General features: G+C 62.7%; 14 protein-coding genes and 1 tRNA gene. 3 read left to right on the forward strand and 12 right to left on the reverse strand.

Annotated elements, in window-relative coordinates; all coding sequences use genetic code 11:
* Positions 1–6: 6 nt before the first annotated feature.
* From KAR29_RS04700 to KAR29_RS04715, 4 genes are all read right to left on the reverse strand, one after another.
* Positions 7–786, reverse strand: a complete 780-nt coding sequence (locus KAR29_RS04700) for an enoyl-CoA hydratase/isomerase family protein (RefSeq protein ID WP_274374472.1) — start codon at positions 784–786, stop codon at positions 7–9.
* 172 nt (positions 787–958) lie between these two features.
* The gene (locus KAR29_RS04705) at positions 959–2,569 is read right to left on the reverse strand and encodes a carbon starvation CstA family protein (RefSeq protein ID WP_274374473.1); all 1,611 of its coding nucleotides are present in this window, start codon (positions 2,567–2,569) and stop codon (positions 959–961) included.
* A gap of 51 nt (positions 2,570–2,620) precedes the next feature.
* Complete coding sequence (locus KAR29_RS04710; protein ID WP_274374474.1) at positions 2,621–3,082, reverse strand: hypothetical protein; 462 nt, start codon at positions 3,080–3,082, stop codon at positions 2,621–2,623.
* 124 nt (positions 3,083–3,206) lie between these two features.
* On the reverse strand, positions 3,207–4,103 hold the full coding sequence (locus KAR29_RS04715) for a LysR substrate-binding domain-containing protein (protein WP_274374475.1): 897 nt from the start codon (positions 4,101–4,103) through the stop codon (positions 3,207–3,209).
* A 104-nt stretch (positions 4,104–4,207) separates the two neighbouring features.
* On the opposite strand from KAR29_RS04715, the gene KAR29_RS04720 reads away from it, so the two are divergent.
* The 3 genes from KAR29_RS04720 (at position 4,208) to KAR29_RS04730 (ending at position 6,672) form a co-directional block, all read left to right on the forward strand.
* On the forward strand, positions 4,208–5,155 hold the full coding sequence (locus tag KAR29_RS04720) for a YeiH family protein (protein ID WP_274374476.1): 948 nt from the start codon (positions 4,208–4,210) through the stop codon (positions 5,153–5,155).
* A 118-nt stretch (positions 5,156–5,273) separates the two neighbouring features.
* Positions 5,274–5,348: transfer RNA gene (locus tag KAR29_RS04725), tRNA-Val, on the forward strand.
* 175 nt (positions 5,349–5,523) lie between these two features.
* Positions 5,524–6,672, forward strand: coding sequence for a tyrosine-type recombinase/integrase (locus KAR29_RS04730; RefSeq protein WP_274374477.1), 1,149 nt, complete (start codon positions 5,524–5,526; stop codon positions 6,670–6,672).
* 35 nt (positions 6,673–6,707) lie between these two features.
* Here KAR29_RS04730 and KAR29_RS04735 read toward each other — a convergent pair whose 3' ends face one another.
* The 8 genes from KAR29_RS04735 to KAR29_RS04770 all read right to left on the reverse strand — a co-directional run bounded on the left by KAR29_RS04735 (position 6,708) and on the right by KAR29_RS04770 (position 17,868).
* Positions 6,708–7,022 carry a phage holin family protein gene (locus KAR29_RS04735; RefSeq protein WP_274374478.1) on the reverse strand — a complete coding sequence of 105 codons (315 nt, stop codon included), beginning with the start codon at positions 7,020–7,022 and terminating at the stop codon, positions 6,708–6,710.
* 7 nt (positions 7,023–7,029) lie between these two features.
* Positions 7,030–7,626 (reverse strand): glycoside hydrolase family 108 protein, encoded by a 597-nt coding sequence (locus KAR29_RS04740; protein WP_274374479.1) that lies wholly within the window; start codon positions 7,624–7,626, stop codon positions 7,030–7,032.
* On the reverse strand, positions 7,623–8,075 hold the full coding sequence (locus KAR29_RS04745) for a hypothetical protein (protein ID WP_274374480.1): 453 nt from the start codon (positions 8,073–8,075) through the stop codon (positions 7,623–7,625). Before KAR29_RS04745 ends, KAR29_RS04740 begins: the two co-directional genes overlap by 4 nt.
* Before the next feature lie 147 nt (positions 8,076–8,222).
* Positions 8,223–8,762 carry a hypothetical protein gene (locus KAR29_RS04750; RefSeq protein ID WP_274374481.1) on the reverse strand — a complete coding sequence of 180 codons (540 nt, stop codon included), beginning with the start codon at positions 8,760–8,762 and terminating at the stop codon, positions 8,223–8,225.
* Positions 8,763–8,769: 7 nt separating this feature from the next.
* The gene (locus KAR29_RS04755) at positions 8,770–10,164 is read right to left on the reverse strand and encodes a pyocin knob domain-containing protein (RefSeq protein ID WP_274374482.1); all 1,395 of its coding nucleotides are present in this window, start codon (positions 10,162–10,164) and stop codon (positions 8,770–8,772) included.
* A gap of 54 nt (positions 10,165–10,218) precedes the next feature.
* The gene (gene gpJ, locus KAR29_RS04760) at positions 10,219–16,845 is read right to left on the reverse strand and encodes a TipJ family phage tail tip protein (protein ID WP_274374483.1); all 6,627 of its coding nucleotides are present in this window, start codon (positions 16,843–16,845) and stop codon (positions 10,219–10,221) included.
* Entirely contained in the window at positions 16,833–17,255 is a 423-nt protein-coding gene (locus KAR29_RS04765; protein ID WP_274374484.1) for a C40 family peptidase, read from the reverse strand. Before KAR29_RS04765 ends, gpJ begins: the two co-directional genes overlap by 13 nt.
* Positions 17,245–17,868: a DUF1833 family protein gene (locus tag KAR29_RS04770; protein WP_274374485.1), complete on the reverse strand. Its 624-nt coding sequence runs from the start codon at positions 17,866–17,868 to the stop codon at positions 17,245–17,247. The genes KAR29_RS04765 and KAR29_RS04770 overlap by 11 nt, the downstream gene beginning before the upstream one ends.

The following is a 17,868-nucleotide window of genomic DNA, read 5'->3' on the forward strand; positions in this document are numbered from 1 at the left end:
GAGACCTCAGCACCCCTTCCACGAGGGGGGGCGTCGGGCCAAGAAGGCTTCGACGCCCTCTCGGGCGTCTTCCGTGACGGCCAAAGCGGTGAACTGCTCTCCGGCCACGTCGATGGCCCGTTCCAGCATGAGGGCCTCGATGCGGTGCATACCTCTCTTGCCCGCAGCCAGGGAGAGAGGGCTTTTCGCGGCCAATCTCCGCGCCAGTTCGAGGGTGGCCGCGGCGAGCTCCTCGCGAGGAACGGCGCGACAGACGATTCCCATCCTCTCCGCCTCGGCGACGGGAAGGAAGTCGCCGGAGAGGACATAATGAAGGGCCCGCTTGGGGCCGATCCACCGGGCCAGCTGATAGCCTGGCTCAAGACAGATGAGCCCTACGTTGACGGCCGTCGTTCCCAGCACGGCGTCATCGGAGGCGACGATAAAATCACAGGCCAGAGCCAGCCCGGCGCCGTTGGCCAGGGCATAGCCCTGAATGGAGGCGATGACGGGCTTGGTCATGGAGGCCAGACGGTAGTTGTGGCGATCCATCAGGGCCAGGAAGGGACGCATCTCCCGGCGTTCCTGGGCCAAAAATTCCTTCAGGTCGATCCCCGTCGAGAAGTGCTTCCCCGCCCCCTCGACGACGACGACACGGACGTCGGAGGAGCGCTCCATGGCCTCCAGCGCTTCGTCGAGCTCGAGAGCCAAGGCCCTGTTGAAGGTATTCATGGCCTCGGGACGGTTGAGGGTCACGAAACCGACGGCGCCTTCGACGCGCCTTCTCACGCAAACGGCATCGCTCACAAGAAAATCCCCTTTCGATGATTCCCTTCCAAGATTCCCTTCCAATTATGAGGAGAAATCCTCTCTCCGGCGGGGAAAAGCCACCTCCATTTTAGCTCCCGAGAAAACGGACGTCATGGAAAAAGGGCAAGGGAGCCCTGAGCTCCCTTGCCCTTCGTGACAGTAACAGGCCTTACCTGGGCTTGGCCGCCGTCAGGTCATCCGATTTCAAGGCGCTCCAAGCCTCTTTGACGAGCATGAAGGCCAGGACAAGAAGAACGACGGCCATCCCCGAAAGCAGAGGGTTGTTCAGGTTGGCCTTGATGAGAAGGAAGAGGGCCGCGACCGTCGTGACGAGCATGAAGACCATGGGGATCATGACGAACTTGGCATCCTTCTTGAGACCTTTCGTGATCCAGACGCCGATGGCCAGAAGAGCCAGGGCCGCGACAAGCTGATTCGCCGCGCCGAAGACGGGCCAGATGAGGGCCCAGGCCGGCTTGCCTCCCGTCTTGTAGAACAGGAGGACCATGGCCAGGGCGACGCCGACGATCGTGGCCGTGTAGCGGTCGAGCTTCATCCCCGTCAGCTCCTGGAGCTGGTAGCGGGCCAGGCGCGTCGCCGTGTCGAGCGTGGTGAGGAGGAAGGAGTTGAGGGCCAGAAGGCCCATGGACGTTCCGATGGCGGGGCTGATGCCGATGAGACCGGCGAACTGGCCCAACCCCTCGGCGTAGGTGATGGTGGGGCCGCCCTTGGCGATGGAGCCCGAAATCATCACCGTACCGATGGCGATGACGGCCACCAGTCCTTCGAGAAGCATGCCGCCGTAGCCGATGGGCCGGGCGTCGGTCTCGCGGCGGAGCTGCTTGGCCGTCGTTCCGCTGCCGACGAGGGAATGGAAGCCCGAGATGGCACCGCAGGCGACGACGACGAAGAGCATGGGCCAGATGAACTGGCCGTTGGCCGTCGTCAGTCCCTTGAAGGCGGGAAGGGTCACCTCGTAACGGCTGCCGAAGAGCATGCCGATCGTCCCGATGAAGACGGAGAAATAGAGCATGTAGGAGGCAAGGTAGTCGCGGGGCTGGAGGAGGAGCCAGACGGGGAGGATGGAGGCGGCGAAGATGTAGCCCACGAGCAGGAGTCGCCAGGTGTTGACGTCGAGGGTGAAGAAATCGCGGATCCACCCGGTTCCGGAGGCATAGAAGATGGCGCCGATGACGATGGGAACCATGACGGCGCTGCTCACCCAGAGGGAGACGTTCATGCGGTAGATGAGGACGCCGAAGACGAGGGCCATGGCGATGTAGAGCGTCGCCGAAAAGGCCACGGCGGGATCGGCGGCGAAGCTCTGGGCCGACAGTTCGAGGAAGACGGCGATGACGAGGACGAGGGTCAGCCAGGAGAAGCAGAGGAAGATCGTCTTCCCCCTGTGGCCGATCCAGCGGTCGACGACCTCTCCGATGGAATAGCCCTTGTGGCGGATGGAGGCGACGATGGACCCCATGTCGTGGACGCCGCCGAAGAAGATGGATCCGACGAGGCACCAGAGATAGGCCGGGAGCCAGCCGAAAAGGGCCGCCGCCGTGATGGGACCCACGATGGGACCGGCCCCGGCGATGGAGGCGAAGTGGTGACCCAGAAGGACCTCCGGGTGGGCGGGAACATAATCCATGCCGTCGAAGTAGAGCTCGGCCGGCGTCTTGGCCTTGGCGTCCAGCTCGTAGACGCGGTTCTGGAATCTGCCGTAGACGACGTAGGCGACGGAGAAGAGGACGACGGCGATCAGGAACAAAGACATCAACATCGGGATAACACCTCCGTTATCGAGATTGACGTGCCTTCCAATGTCCTGGATTCAGCTTCGAGAAAGGGGATCACCTTCCCCTTCCTCGGCCCGGCGACGGCGGACACATAGAGCAACCTCATCGACGAACCGTGCGAGATCGCGAAACTTACGGTGAGGCTTTTCGCCCGGTCGGTAACGCTGTACATCGACCCACCCTCGAAGGCCGAAGAGGAAAGCCCGCGACCGCCGAGGGACGGTGACCTCGTCGAGAAGAAGGAAGCGGTGAGAGATGACGTCCGGAGCGGAAGGCCATCGGGAGAGAAGGCAATCTTCGTCTGTTTTTCCCCTGTGACTCCAGACGAGATAGTCCTCGGCGAAATAGCGGGCCACCTCGCCGAGAAAGCCTCCTTTTCTGAAGATCATGTGGCGATGGACGCCGACCATACCCTGCCACTCCCAGGGCTCAAAACCGATCTCGGCCCAAAGTCCGGGGTCGAGAGAGGCCAACAAGCTTCTCACTCCGTTACGCATCGGTGACCTCCTTATTATTTAGCATTTTACTACGATTCCGCAAGAGAGGAAATGCCCCTCAGGTCAAAAAAGGGACACTATTTGACGAAAAAGGATCGCCCTCTTCCGGCCGGCCCCCTTCAGGTCAGGTGAGAAGAGAACGCCGATCCAGAAGCCAATCGACGAGAAGAGTGAGGGCGGCGCTCCGGGGCCCTCGGCGATGGATGAGGCAAAACCAGCGGTGGGGACGGAAAGGCGTATCGATCAGGGCCAGATCTCCCGAACGGAGCTCCCTCGAGAGGGCGAAGCGGGAAAGACAACTGACGCCCAGCCCCGCTTCGACAGCCCGCTTGATCGCTTCCGTATGGCCGATGTGGAGGATCCGGTCCGGGAAAAAATCCTCTTCTGCGAAGGCCTTCAGGAGCGTGCTAAGCGTCCCCGCCCCCTCTTCCCGAAAGATCCAGGTCTCCCCGGCAAGACGGGAGAGGGGCACGGATCTGGCAGTCACGAGAGGGTGACGAGGCGAGGCACAGAGAAGGAGCTCATCGCGAAGCCACTTCTCCGTCACGAGTCCCTGATCGGCGCAGTCGCCTTCGACCAGTCCCAGATCCGCCTCTCCTTTGCGAACCTCTTCGGCGATCTCCTCCGTGTTGCCGACATCAAGAGAAAGAGAGAGCCCCCGGTGTGCCTCCAGGAAGGCCTTCATGCAAGACGGGAACAGGTAGTTGGCGATCGTCGTGCTGCAGGCGACGACGAGGTCGCCCGAGAGGCCGCCCTCCCCTCCCGCCCTGTCGGAAAAGTCACGGAAGGCAAGAAGAACGGCCTCGGCCGAAGGCAGAAGGGAACGGCCCCGGTCGTTGAGGCACAGACCGCGGCCGACGCGGTGGAAGAGCGGCCCTCCGAGAAGGCGTTCCAGCTCGCCGAGGGACATGCTGGCCGCCGATTGGGAAAGACCCAGCCGGACGGCGGCCGCCGTCAGATTACCTCCTCGGGCGACGTGGACGAAGACTTCGATCTGGCGCAGGGTCACGGAACGATTCATCGACATAGTCGATGAATCGTATCATATCCATTGATTGGACTCAACGAAGGGTGCGCCCTATAGTCTGTCCCGAAGACCCTACGGGGACTCGAAAGGGGAAGATCATGAAGAAGATCCTGAACCACCCTCTCTTCCGCCCGACGGCAGCCGCCGCGACGGCCCTCCTCACCGCCTCACCCGCCCTGGGACTCGGCCTCGGGGCCGCCCTGGGCCTGACGGCAGGCAACGCTCCGGGGAAGGCCACATCCAAATTGGGCAAAAACCTCCTCCAGCTTTCCGTCATCTTCCTGGGCTTCGGCCTCCCCCTCGGGACGGTCCTTCACGTGGGTTTCTCCTCCTTGGGACTCACCCTCGTCAGCATCAGCGCCACCCTTCTGGCGGGAATCCTTCTGGGAAAACTCTTTGCCGTGGAGAAGAATCTCTCCTTCCTGCTCAGCGGCGGAACGGCCATCTGCGGCGGAAGCGCCATCGCCGCCATGGCTCCCGCCATCGGCGCCTCGTCAGCCCACACCGCCGTGGCTATGGCCGTCGTCTTCCTCCTCAACGGCGTCGCCCTCGTCCTCTTCCCCCCGCTGGGACATCTGGCCCATCTGACGCAGCAGCAGTTCGGCCTCTGGGCCGCCCTTGCCATTCACGACACGAGCAGCGTCGTCGGAGCCGGAGCGGCCTACGGCATGGAGGCCTTCGCCCTGGCCACCACGGTCAAACTGACGCGTGCCCTCTGGATTCTTCCCCTCTCCTTCGCCGCCTCCCGCCTCTGTAGAGGCAGAAGCGGAGCCGCCTTTCCCTGGTTTCTGCTGGGTTTTCTCCTCGCCTCGTTGACGCGGAGCCTCGCCCCGGGTCTGACGCCCCTCTGGGGAGCCCTGGCCCTGACGGGCAAAAGGCTCATGGTCGCCACTCTCTTTCTCGTCGGAGCGGCCCTGACGAGGAAGGACCTCGGCGACGTCGGCGGCCGTCCTCTGTTGGAGGCCCTCGCCCTTTGGGTCCTCGTCAGCGTCGCCTCCCTGGCGGCCATCAAGTTCGGCGGCCTCCACATCGATCTCGCCCTTTGACGCTTCCCCGAGGGACGTCGCCTTTGTGCAAAAGCCTTCCCCCAAAAGACTCTGCGCGAAGTTGCGGCATGAAGAGCCTTGTCAAGGGCGACGCCGTCCCCTATAATGGCTCCTGTTCGGGCGACTAGCTCAGCGGCAGAGCACTTCCTTCACACGGAAGGGGTCACAGGTTCGATCCCTGTGTCGCCCACCAACTCACCAAATCAGGCGGATTCACGCCAGGCCACAAACCCCGATGAATACGGGGTTTGTGGCTTTTTATATGGTCGAGCCACGTTGCATCAAACCGCATCAAGCCGGACCGATCCCGTATAATGGACCGTATAGCGACGGGCATCGTTATACGGACTGCCCGAGGAGGTGGCACGGTGGCCTTGACGGAGTTGATGGCGAAGCAGGCCAAACCCAAAGAAAAAACCTACTCTCTTTCGGATGGGAAGGGGCTCATTCTCGAGGTGCGCCCGAGCGGGAGAAAATACTGGATCGTTCGGTACTGGGTGGGAGGCAAGGAGAAAAGGAAATCTCTGGGACCCTACCCTGGCGTGTCCCTCCGGGCCGCCAGAGAAGCCAACTTCGAGCTGAGGAAGGACATCGCGGCCGGTGAGCTGCCGAACAGGACGGGCGAGCTTTTCAACGATGTCGTCGAAGAGTGGTTGGAGAAACGGGCAAAACCGAAGTTCTCCGACAGCTACCTTCGAACGGTCCTGATCCGATTGAATCGATACGTCCTGCCGGAGTTCGGGCACAGAAATCTCGGCGACATCACATCCGGGACGATCCTCGCCTTGTGTCGCCGCATCGAGGAACAGGGGCTGACTGACACGGCCCACCGCATCAAGCAACTCATGGGGCAGATCTTCCGCTACGGCATCGCCACCGATCGAATCGACACGGACCCAACGTCCGCCCTCAGTGGAGCCCTGCAGCCTCACAAGAAGCGACATTATGCCACTATCGTCGACGCAAAGAGCGTCGGCGAGCTCATGCGGAATATCGAGGCCTATCCCCAGTTGCTTACGCGACTGGCCTTGCGGTTCTCTGCCCTCGTTTTCTGCCGGCCAGGGGAAATCCGTCAGGCCGAGTGGACAGAGATCGACTGGCAGTCGGCAGAGTGGCGCATCCCAGCTGAGAAGATGAAAATGGACCGCCCCCACATCGTCCCCCTGGCGGAACAGGCCGTGGCGACCCTGAGGGACGTCCACAGACACACCGCCAGCGGGAAGTGGGTTTTCCCCTCCGCTCGGCGCGACGGACGCCCCATGAGCGAGAATACCATTCGCGTCGCCCTTCGAACGATGGGCTACGCGAATGATGACATGACTGCCCACGGGTTCCGCGGCATGGCCAGCACTCTTTTGAACGAGAACGGCTGGCCCGTCGACGTTATCGAACGCCAACTCGCCCATGTCGACAAGAATACCGTCCGCGCCGCCTATAACCATGCGGAGTACCTGCCTCAGCGCCGGGACATGATGCAGTGGTGGGCCGACTGGCTGGCCAGACAGACAAAGGAGTAGAAGACCAGGGGGGCCCCGAAGGGCCCCCCTCTTTCTTACTTCGTCTTCCGCTCGAGCCAACGCAGCAGCGCCCCCTGGCCGTAGTCCAGGATCTGGCCGGCGCTGTAGCCGCTCATGGCCACGATCGCCGACGTCGTCCAAGGCGACAACCCCAAGCCTCGGCAGAAACAGGCCACGACCACGCCGACGAATCCGGCCACGGTCATGCCGCTCAGGAACTCCCCCCACGAAAAGCGCTCGGCTCGGTGAAGCCGCAGGTATCTCACCACCGAGCCCGACATGCCGATCAGCGCGGAGGGGAGGACGATCACCAGCAGTCTCCGCAGCGATTCCCAAACATCGTCGTTCACGCACACATCACTCCATCCCCGCCGCCTCGGCCAGATTGACGACGCGGTGGATCCAGCCCCGCAGAAACTTCCGCTGGCTGGGGTCCCGGTCGGCAATGGCGTCGTACAACTCCACCCGGTTCATCAGCACGTCCAGCGTCAGGTACCGCAGGATCGCATGGGGCTCCAGGGCGGGGTTCGCCTTGGTGATCGCCGCGTCCTGGGCGATGACGGCCTTCAGGGCCGCCAGGGTTTTCGCCCCGAAGCCCCCGTCCACGGAAACCGAGTTCCCGGGAAGCAGGGCGTTCAGGGCCTCCTGGAGATGCTTCACCGCCGCCCCCACCCCGCAGTTCACCGCCGCGTCGAACAGGACCATGTCCAGAGGGGCGGGGAGCCGGTCGCCGCCGATGGGGTCCCAATAGAACCGCCTGTAGATGGCCGCCGCCTCCGCCCGGGTAAGGCGTTTCACGTCGCAGTGCCCGACGACCCCCGCCTTGTGGGCTCGGGCCAGCGTCCCCTCCGTGATGCCCAGGTTCGTCGCCCCTCCCCTGTCGTCGGGATCGTCGGAAAATCCCCCCTCGTAACCTAGGGTGACGGCGAGGATCTCGTCGAAGCGGGAGGTCATCCTCTCGCTCCCTTCTTCTCCCACGGCAGCGGGCCCGCGATGTCCAGCACGTCCCGTCCCCGGACGACGAGGGCCTCCACTTTGGCCAGCCCCCAATCGTGGCCGAGCGCCCCGTTGAGCTTCCTCACGACATACTCGACCAGCGCCCCGAGCAGCGGCCCGTCGAAGGGCTCCAGGAACCAGGGCAAGACGAGGAGGCTGTCGAGATAGCCGACGACGGCCGTCCGCTTGTCCTCGGACGTGAGGTCCGTCAGGCCGCTTCTGATCTGCGACGTCGCCAATTCGGCGAAGATGACGATCCTGCCGACGAGGTCCCTCAGCTTCGAGACGTTCGCCTTGATCTTCCCGAGGCTGTTCCACTCCGAAATCTCGTCCATCTGACTTTTGAGGTATCTGGCATCGGCCACCAGCGTTTCGAGAGACGTTCTGATCTTATCGACGTTCGACATGTGCGCTTCCCTCCTCACACGAAAAGGGAAGCGGGGGAACCGTCGCGCCGTCCCCCCGCTTCCTCTGCGCCTTGCGGCGCTTCCCCCGCCGCCTCGTTCACGTCCGGTTTCCTGGTTTCCCCGTCCGAGCGGACTACGGACCTCGTCTCACCATTGGATCGCCTCGATCTCCGCGGCCGTTTCCGCCGCCAGAACCTCCTTCCTCAGAGCCCATTTCCTCTGAAGCATCCGGGCGTAATACTCTTTCTGATCTCCCTGGATCCGGACGTATTCCTCCCTGGAAACGACATGGGGGCGGTTTCCTATGTCCCAGACCTCGACGTCCGTCACATCCGCCCCTAAGACCGCCACTCCTTCGAGCCAGATCTGCTGGTCCAGGATGTCGAAATCCACATTGAAACCGAGACCGGTCGGCATGCCTGTCTCGGTAATTTCACGACTCCAGGCCTCGGAGAGCTCCGCCCTCTTCCTCTCAACGAGCTCGTTCAGCGGAAGAGGCGGAAGCTCGCAGGAAACGACGTCCCCCTCGGGACTGATCCGGCGCCGTCCCGGGTTCTCCAGACACTCCCGCCATTGCTCCGCAGCGATCTCCACCGCCGGAAACGGGATGTCGTCGCCATGGATGTCGCGGCTATAAAACCCTAAAATTTCCCCCGTGTTCTCGTCGTAATGGGCGAGCAAAGCCATTCCCTCCTCATCTTCCGATCGCGATGTAGGCGTTGAATTCCGCCCCCTGCGTCGAGGCGTAACTGACGACCTTGAATCCCGTCCTCGTTATGGAGCCGACCGCCGGAGCGGCTACGGCCGAGGCCGGAGCGGTCAGTATGGTCGCGGGAACGACGACGTAACAGTAGCCGGGAAAAACGAGAGGGAAGGTGATGCTCTGCAACGATCCCGTGCCCGTCCATCGGGCCCACTGGATGATGAGCCCGCTCGAAAACCGTTGATACCCGCTGTTTCCAAGGGAGACGCCCGTGCTCCTCAGAAAATCGTCGGCGTGGTAGCCGTCGAGCAGATCGGCGTCGAGACCGGATCCGGCACCGTCCACCGCCAGAAGCCTGGACAAAATATTCGCCGCCGTCTCCTCCAGAACGGGCAGAAAACCGGCGGCAAGTTTCCCGTCCGCTCCGGCCTTCGGGATCTTGCCCGCCGCCGACGACGTCGATACGTCCGCGGAAGGAACCCTGGCATTGATCAGCGTCTGAATGTCGGAGAGATGGAGACCGTCGAGCATGTCCGCGTCCAGGCCGGATCCGGAACCGCCATTGCCCGAATTCCATAAGGAAAACCAATCGGACCAGGCTGTGGCAGTGTAGTGCTGGTACCTGAAGTAAATACGCTGATCCGTCGAGTTGTACGGCAAGGCGATTTGAACGGCTCCGTTTGCGGAATTCCCCCGGAGGGTTAAAACCGTACGATAGGGAGAGCCGATCGGAAAATCCTTAATGAAATCGACCCTCATGCCGCGGCAAGAAGCAAGGGGAGCCACTGTCGGCCCCGTTCCGTTCGTTATCGCATACGGAGAATTCTGAAGCAGCACTTTATGGAAATCGCTCGGACCGACACCCCCTACCGTCGCCGCGTCGTCGGCCTGAGCGGCCGAGGCCACTTTCCCGGAAACTTCTATGGTGACTTTGTCGTTCGTCGCATCCGGCGTCAGAACGATATTGGCTCCGGCCACCAACTCGAGCGTGTCCGCTTTCGCGTCTGCCTGCAGAGAGGTCCCTCCGACCTTGACGTTGGCGAAAGCGTTCTGGTTCACCTCCGCTCCGGCGGCGATTCCGTCGAGCTTGGTCTTGTCCGCGTTGGACATGAACCCTGAAGAGGAAGTCGTGACATTCGCATGGCCGTGTCCCGCCCCGGCGAAAGCCGATGCGTCCTGTCCGTCGAGTCTGTCTGCGTTCAGATTCGCGCAGACCGTTCCGTCCGATATCGGGATCTGCCCGGACGAATGGCCGGGAGAAAGTCCCCTGAGCTTCCCGGCATCGACGATCCGGTCTTCCTTGAGAGCCCTCTGATTCTCCCTGACCACGCCCGGTCCGTCCGCTATGAATTCGGTGTCGGCCGGTTTGTTCGCGTTGAAGGCCACAGGCGTCACCTCCCTGAAAACGAGGGGAGGGAATCCCCTCCCCTCCGACGTCTCTCAATAACCCGCGACGTACCAGCTGAGCGTCCCTCCCACGTCGGAACCGGCCGCATCCAGAACCTTCACGGTCGCCTGCGACACGGAGGGACCGGAAGTTATCTCCGCCCGGCGGTTCGCCCCGTCGGCCGAAACGACCAGTGAGGGCGGCACGGTGAAGGTGTAGCCGAAGTGAACGACCCCCCCTCCGGAGGGAACGGCAATCCGACCCGACTTGGCCACGTCCGGCATATCCACGGATATTTTCAGCGTTCCCACTTCCGGCGTCCCTGTCGGATCCGTCGTCGAAAGCAGGACCCGAGCCTCGATGTAGCGGAAGGTCTCCTGACGGGGCGAAAAGACCCGCCAGGGCGTCCAGACCGAACCGTCCCTGCTTGTCCGGTATTCCAGAGCCGCATTCGTCCCGGCGGCGGCCGCGAAGGAGGGAATGAACTCCGCTCCGATGTCGGCCGTCACGATTCGCCCTATATCCTTCCGTGCCGGAGAATAGATGCCGGTATATTCCCGACAGAGCGGCTTCGCGGCCGAATAGGTTATCCCCTCGTTTCCGCCGCCGAAGTTGAGACCGATTCCTCCGCGACCGACCTCGACGTCTTCGGTCGCCGTTATATCGCAGGCGACGCGGACCCATTCTCCCGACGGGAGAACGACGGTCACCGCCGTCCCTCCGACCGTGTGCTGACCGCCGAGGTTGGAATTGAGGTACGCCGTGAGCGTTTTCCGCTGCGTCACGGACGATTTGAGCCAAACGCCGAAATGGTACGTTCTTCCGGCTCCGAAACCGTACGGGTAGTAATCGTAAAAATAGGTGGTGTTTTCGGCGACGCTCTCGAAGCACATCCCCATCGCGGGGTCCGGATACTGCCTCACCGTAGCCTGATTCCAATACGTCGACGACGAGAAATGGCCCCATTTCGACCAGTCCGTGTCGGCACCGCCGCCTTCCGTGGAGAATTTGTTCGCCAGCATCAATACCTCGGCCGCTCCGGCCTCGTTGAAGCGATCGGTCGGGTAGTCGGAAAACCGCCCCCCCAGGGTGGCGAACGTGGCTTCTGAGGGCCCGAAGGCCGTACCGTCGTGAGTCCCCGAGCCTAGCGTCAGCTCGTCCCAGGACAACAGAACGTTCTTCGGCGGCAGATCCGTGACGGCCACGGAAGCCGAAGCGGCCTGGGACGAATGGAATCCGGCCCGGGTAAGAGCTTTCACGTGGACACGGAAGGTTCTCTCCGTCGCCACGGGATAGACGTATCCGGTCTGGGTCAGCCCCGTCACCAGAACCGTCCCGGTTTCCCAGGAAGACCCTTCCCGGATCTCGTATCCGACCACATCGGGCTCGTCGACTCTGTCCCAGAGCATGTCGATCGTCGTTCCGTCCTGGGCGGCCTGGAACCCGGCCACGTTCGAGGGTTCCAGATCGGCCGACAGGGACGCAGAGATCTCCGCTGACAGGAAACCCGACGAATTGCGGGCCCGGACTTTGACGGCCAGATCCGTCGAAACCGCAAGGGTCAGATTCAGGCGAGGATCGGCCGTCACCCCGAGGATTTCCGCGGCCTCCCAGGAAATGCCGTCGCGGACCTCGTAGCCCGTGACGTCCGCATCCGGCGAGGGGACCCACGAGATGGCCACCCTCGTCCGGTCGTAAGGATCCTGAGCGACGGCAAGACCGGAAGGCGGCGACGGGACCAGCCCCACGACTCTGGAGATCGGGACCGGGTTCAGGGAAGGATTCCCGGCGACCGAGACGGCCCTGATCCACCAGGTATAGTTTTTTTCGATCGACACCCGGTGTTCCAGGAAAAGTCCCGAGACGTGGGCTCCTATCACTTCGCCTCCGTCCCAGGACGTTCCCTCGCGGATCTCGAAGTAGGCCACATCTCGATCGACCGGAGCATCCCAAGAGAGTAGGACGACGTTCTTCGCGTCGGCCCGCTGTTCGGCCGAAAAACCGGTCACGTCCCGGGGATCGATATCGACCGTCGTCGCGAGCTGGGCCGTCGACGACGAAGCCCCCCGCCTGGTCCTGGCCCGGACCAGGAAAGTCACCGCCCCGGAAGCCGAAAGCCGCACGCGGAAGGCCGATGTCGCCGACTCTCCCAAGGAAACGGCTTTTTCCCACGCGCTCCCCCGCCTCACGTCGTAGGCGACGATGTCTTTGCCCGGAGACGGAGTCCACGAGAGCGTCCCCCAGGATTTATCCGTATCGTCCAGCGCCAGGCCCAGATTCGTCGGTCTGCCGGGTTCCAGGCCCGCCACGACCGTAATTGAAGCCGTCCCGACGGAGAGATTGCCCGAGTTGTCCAGAGCCCTCACGTGATAGACGTAGGTCCCCGATGCGTCGTACTCAAGAGAGAGCCTCGGCTCCGGAAGGATCGTTCCCACGGAAACGCCCGAGGCCCAAGTCGCTCCCTTTCTCACGGCATAGCCCCGGAGATCGGGGACGTCCTCGAGGGAAATTCCGTTCCAGGAGAGGAGATAACGCCCGCGATCCAGAGGATCGACCGTCGCCTTCAGGCCCGTCACATTCGGCGGAGGCGCCGACTTGCCCGTCAACGTCAGCGGCGGAGCCGCCAGAGGGAGCCCTCCGCAGCCGGCGGAATTGACGACGGCCACCGATACGGTGACCCTTCTGGGAGCCGGAAGAGCTTTCAGGACAAAGGAATCGTCCGTGCTGATTCCGCCCGGCTCGTCCTCGCCGTCGTCGAGCCTGCAATAGATCGCGAAGTGTCGGATATGAGCGTAATTCGGACGGTTCCAGGAAACCTTCACGTCCGACAGGACCGTTCCGTCTTTCAGAACGTAGGAATTTTCCTCCAGAGAAATCCCCGAAACCTGAGGAACCGTCCTGGCCTGAATCGCATAGATCGTCTCGGCCGAGGCCTTTCCGAAACCGAGAGCGTCGAGCGTCGTCACCCCGACGACGACACGGTCGGATTCCGGCAGAGGAATCTGGCAGCTCGTGGCGAACTGAGGAAGATCGGCGACCTTTTTCCCGTCGATCGCCACCGTCGCCCCGTAGTAATCGCCCCTGGGGGGCGTCCAGGCAACATCGAGAAAGACTTTTCCTCCGGCATCGACGTGCTCCGACACGCGGAGACTCGTCACCGGCGCGGGAGCGATCGTTTCCGGCTCATCCGGCGGAGTTCTCTCGTCGTAAACCTCCGGCACGTACTCGATTCCCACCAGACGGACCTTGAGATCTTCCTCCCGGGTGACCCGGATAACCCGAAAATCTTTTCCCGTCCTATCGACTTCTCCCAGGGAATAGACTTCTCCCCCTTCCGGATCGTGAACCTCCTCGAGGTGATAGTCGTCGTATTCCCAGGTATCTCCGTCGGAACCTCCGGACGACGATCCGTAAAGATAGACTTTCCCCTTCGTCGAAACGCTTACCGTGAAAAGGGCCTCCCGTTTCACCCACAGACCCGGACGGGATCCCGGCGGTTCGCCGATCCATTTCCCGTGGAAACGGTCGGAGGAAACGGTCCCGTAGAAAAGAAAGGGGGGATCGGGATCCACGGTCGAGTTCGCGCGACACCAGATCGACGCCCGGTACGTCCGTCCGGGCTCCACCCTGACGGACCCGTTGACGTACGCCGTCCAACCGTCCAGAGTCCCTTTCCTTACCCGCAAAGCCCTGCCGCCGAGACGCCCCGCCGACGCGACGTCAAGCGTCGAGTCGTTGTAGTGGGTCGCTGCCGTCCAGCCTTCTCCCATGCTCGTGGAGACTCCGTTCGAATTCGCCGGATCCCCCGCGTGCACGCCGGAGCAAAACTCGAAGGAGGTATCCCCCGGGGAAATGCTCTCGGCCAGGTAGCCGTTCAGCGTCACCCGGTCCGTTACCGTCGTTTCGTAGACCGGCAGAAGCTCCCGTTCGACGAGGACATCATCCGCGCGCCGCACCATGACGGCGTAGTTCTTTCCGGATTCGAGCGTCACCTCCCGGTCGAGCACCAGGATGTCGGAATCGGGCCGGGTGACGCCGGCCGGAACGTAGGGAGTCACCTCATGTCCTGCCTCGACCTGCAGCATGTCAATCTCGGCATCCACCGTACCGTCCTCCGAAGAGGAATGGACGGTTATCGCACAGGTGACGCCTATGTCGGTCTTCTCCTCGGACCGAATCGAAACGGCTTCCGTCTCCCCGGGACGGATCTGAAACGATGTCGCCGAGGCGATGTCGGCGCCGTTGCCGTATCGGCGCAGTCGAAGCGTGACCTTCAGGACCCGGGAGCCGTTGTTTCGCACCCGGCAGGAGAAAGAGCAATCCGAACCTGCCAGCAGGAATTTCGGGTACACGTAGGAATAGGCCCCGGGCACGGACGAAACGCCTTTGACCGTGAACGCGTTTCGTCCCGTTTTCGTCGTCAGGGCCGCCATGTTCGCGGAATCGGAAGACCAGACGTTCCAGGAAACGTCCGCGTCATAGATATTCGTCGCCCCTTCGCGGAAGTCCGTTCCAACGAGACGGCCGCCCCAACCCCACCTCGGCACATCGTGCTGGAGCCGCACCACGTCGCCGACCTGGCAGGCGATGGCGTCGACATCGGCCACCCACGTACAGGTTCTGAGGATGTACTTGTTGAGGGAGAGACGATACTTCGCCTCGCGGTAAGCCTGTTCGAACGTCGTCACGCCGTCCAGTCGGATCTGTGTCGGGTTGGCCAGATTGTCTTCCCTGTCGAAGCCCTCGTCGTAGACGGTCAAAGTGTCCTGCTCGTACCCCTTCGAGGCGTTCCGGAAGGTCGCCTCCACGGCGTTGGCCCTATCCGTCAGGGACAGAAACTCCTCCTGGAAGGAATCTTTCAGCACATTCCCCACGGAAAAAAGCTGCACCGGCTCCGACGGGCCGTCCCACATGCAGGACCACCTGGTCCCGCGCAGGATCGCCTTCCCGCGCCCCGCGTCCTCGTAGACCTGAAGGGCCGTCCAGAGATCGGTCGCTTCCCCCAGAAGGTAGTTCACCTTCAGAGCTCCGGCGTCGCAGAACTCGGCCCATGCAGCGAAATCGGCATAGACGATCCGGTCCGCAGGAACCCCCTGGACCTCGTGGACCCAGGCTCCGTTACGGACGTCCTTCAGGCGGCGACACCGATGGAGCACGTCGTAGCAGGCCCATGCCGGATTATCGGCGGCCCTTGCTTCATGGAGCCCCGTGGCCGGGTTCCGGACCCGGACCGTCGACCGACGGACCGACGCCGTGACGTTCGGTCTCCCGCCGGAAAGCTGATCCGTCGCCAGGGCTCGGATCGCCAGAAGCGCCTTTCCCGGGCGGATGAAGTCGTCATAGACGATGTGGGAGAGGGTCGTCCACACCACCTTGTTTGCGTAGCGAAGGGACGTCCCCTCCTTGGCGGCCACGCGCGCCCGCACCTCGTACCGTCCGGCCGGAATATGGTCCGCCCTCCAGAACCGTTGGAAGGGGGACGTCTCCTTGCAGGCGATCCGTTCCGACACCCAGGGAGTCCAGGAGGAAGTCCCGACGCGACGGTATTGGATCTCCACGTCGACGTGGGTCTCTTCCTGCTCCCCCTGATCGTCGGCGTGATACAGCCCTTGAGAGAAATCCAGGACCACCTCGATCCCCTCCCCCGAGTCTCCCTCGGTCCGATGCGTCGACCAGGTCGGGGAGGAATCTCTGAAATACCGGTCGCCCCAGGTGCGCACGGCGTAATCGGCACAGAGGAAGGCGGGATCCGTGCTCCGCGGGGGACGGACGCGCCGGTCGCCCCGGATTTCCTCTTCCCCCTCCCTGATCAGGCAGGCCCGTCCCCGCCAGCGATCGCAGGTGTCGCATCGTCGTTCCCTGACGTCGGCCACCTCCTGCGGATCGGTCATATCCAGGACGTAGGAGAGGGACTGATCCGCATAGGTGTCGTCGAAGCCGTCGATGACCGTCTGATCGTTCTCTCCCGTCCGGACGTGCACCCAGACGTCGGAGAAGTTTTCGACGGGATTGTCGTTGATCCGGATCTCCGAAATCTCGTCCACCGGCCCTTCGGCCAGACAGAGAAGAACGTTGTAGTACTGTTTTTCCCCGTCCGTCGAAACATGCTCGGCCAGAATCTGTCCCGCCGTCCGGACCGTGCCGTGCAGGAGAGGAACGGGATACCCCTGCCCCACGAGAGCCTGCATTTTCCCCCACCGATAGACCTGGCCGGAATCGAGGTCCGGCAGGTCCACATTGGCGGGCGAAAAGAGGGAATTGATCAGCGATCCGCCCACCATCAGCGTCGCCGCCGCGCCGAGGTAGGACTGCCATCCCCAGGCGGTCTGGGCGATCATGCCCGCCCCCGCGAAGGAACCGCCGGCTATCATGGAACCGACCCCCATGGCCACGACGGGCACCAGCAGGGAAGCGATGACGGCCAACGGATTCTTGCCGTCGCCGCCTCTGACCACGGGAACCAGGGTGACCCAGTCCCAGGGCTCGGGGACGTAGGTGCGGGCCCGTTCTCCGGAAACGATTCTTCCGTTGACCGAGAGAGTATATTCCGCGCCCGTATCGAAAGAGAGCCGTTCCAGGTAGGAAGAAAGAGGGACTCCGGGGCGGTAGGGAAGAGTCGATATCTTGCGGTCGGAAGGCGAGAACGGGTTACGTATGCGGGTTACGGTCAGTTTTTCCATCCCTTCGCCTCCAGAGCGGGGAAATAGTGCCCCTCGATGTGACGCCTCCACCAGGGATGATCCGTTCGGTCCAGATGAACGCCTCTTTTGGAATCCGTATGGAGGAATCTGCCGCCGCCCAGATAGACGGCCGTGTGATTGATCGCGTCGACGGTGTTGAAACGGACGGTCAGAAGGGCGGGAAGGACGGAGTCCGGTTCGACCCGGTTCCAGACCGACCGATGAGAATCGATCTCGCTCGCGATCCGGAACGGGTCCAGGCAGGAGACGCGGTAATCCGGAAGATCGATTCCCGCCCTGAAAAAGACCACCCGCACCAGGCCCCAACAGTCGAGACCCGATCGGGGATCCCGACCGCCGTCGACGAAGGGCACGCCCAGAAGATCCGCGTACGTGATCTTAAGAGGCATAGAGACCACCCTGGGGGATGGACGGTTCGCCTCCGTAGCGGGTCGAGTTGCCTCTTTGCCTGCAGTCGGCCAACGTTTTGCCGCACGTCGGCAGATCCTGCAGAACGCCCGCCGATACGCCGCATTCCGCGCCGCCGTACCTGAATGGGCAGAAGTTCTTCAGATTACGCCGGGCGGGACGCCGGGAAGCGAGGGGATAGTCGATGCCCAGAGTGAAGGTCACCCACCGCGCGTCCGTCTTCACGCCCGTCACGGAATAGACCTCCTCGAGCTCCGGAGACATCTGGTCCAGATGGGCGGAATGAACGACTCTCAAGGTCGCGGCGGAGCCCACCCCCCCGTCGGCGGACTCGAGGTAGGCCTGGACGGCCCGCGTCACGTTCGAGACCTGGATCGTCACCTTGGGAATCTCCCCCTTGGACTCCTCGCCCATCACGCTGAATTCGAAAGGGAAGGCCACCCAGGTCTCTCCGTTCCAGATCACGTTTTCGGTGTTTCTGACGAAGCGCAGAACCGTCCCGTCGGAGACTTTGACTTCCAGGAGAATCAGCCAGGCCCCGTCCGAAGCGAGATTGTTCTTTTCCAGAATGGCCGCCGCCGACAACGAAAACAT

Source organism: Aminithiophilus ramosus, assembly GCF_018069705.1.
Lineage (GTDB): Bacteria > Synergistota > Synergistia > Synergistales > Aminithiophilaceae > Aminithiophilus > Aminithiophilus ramosus.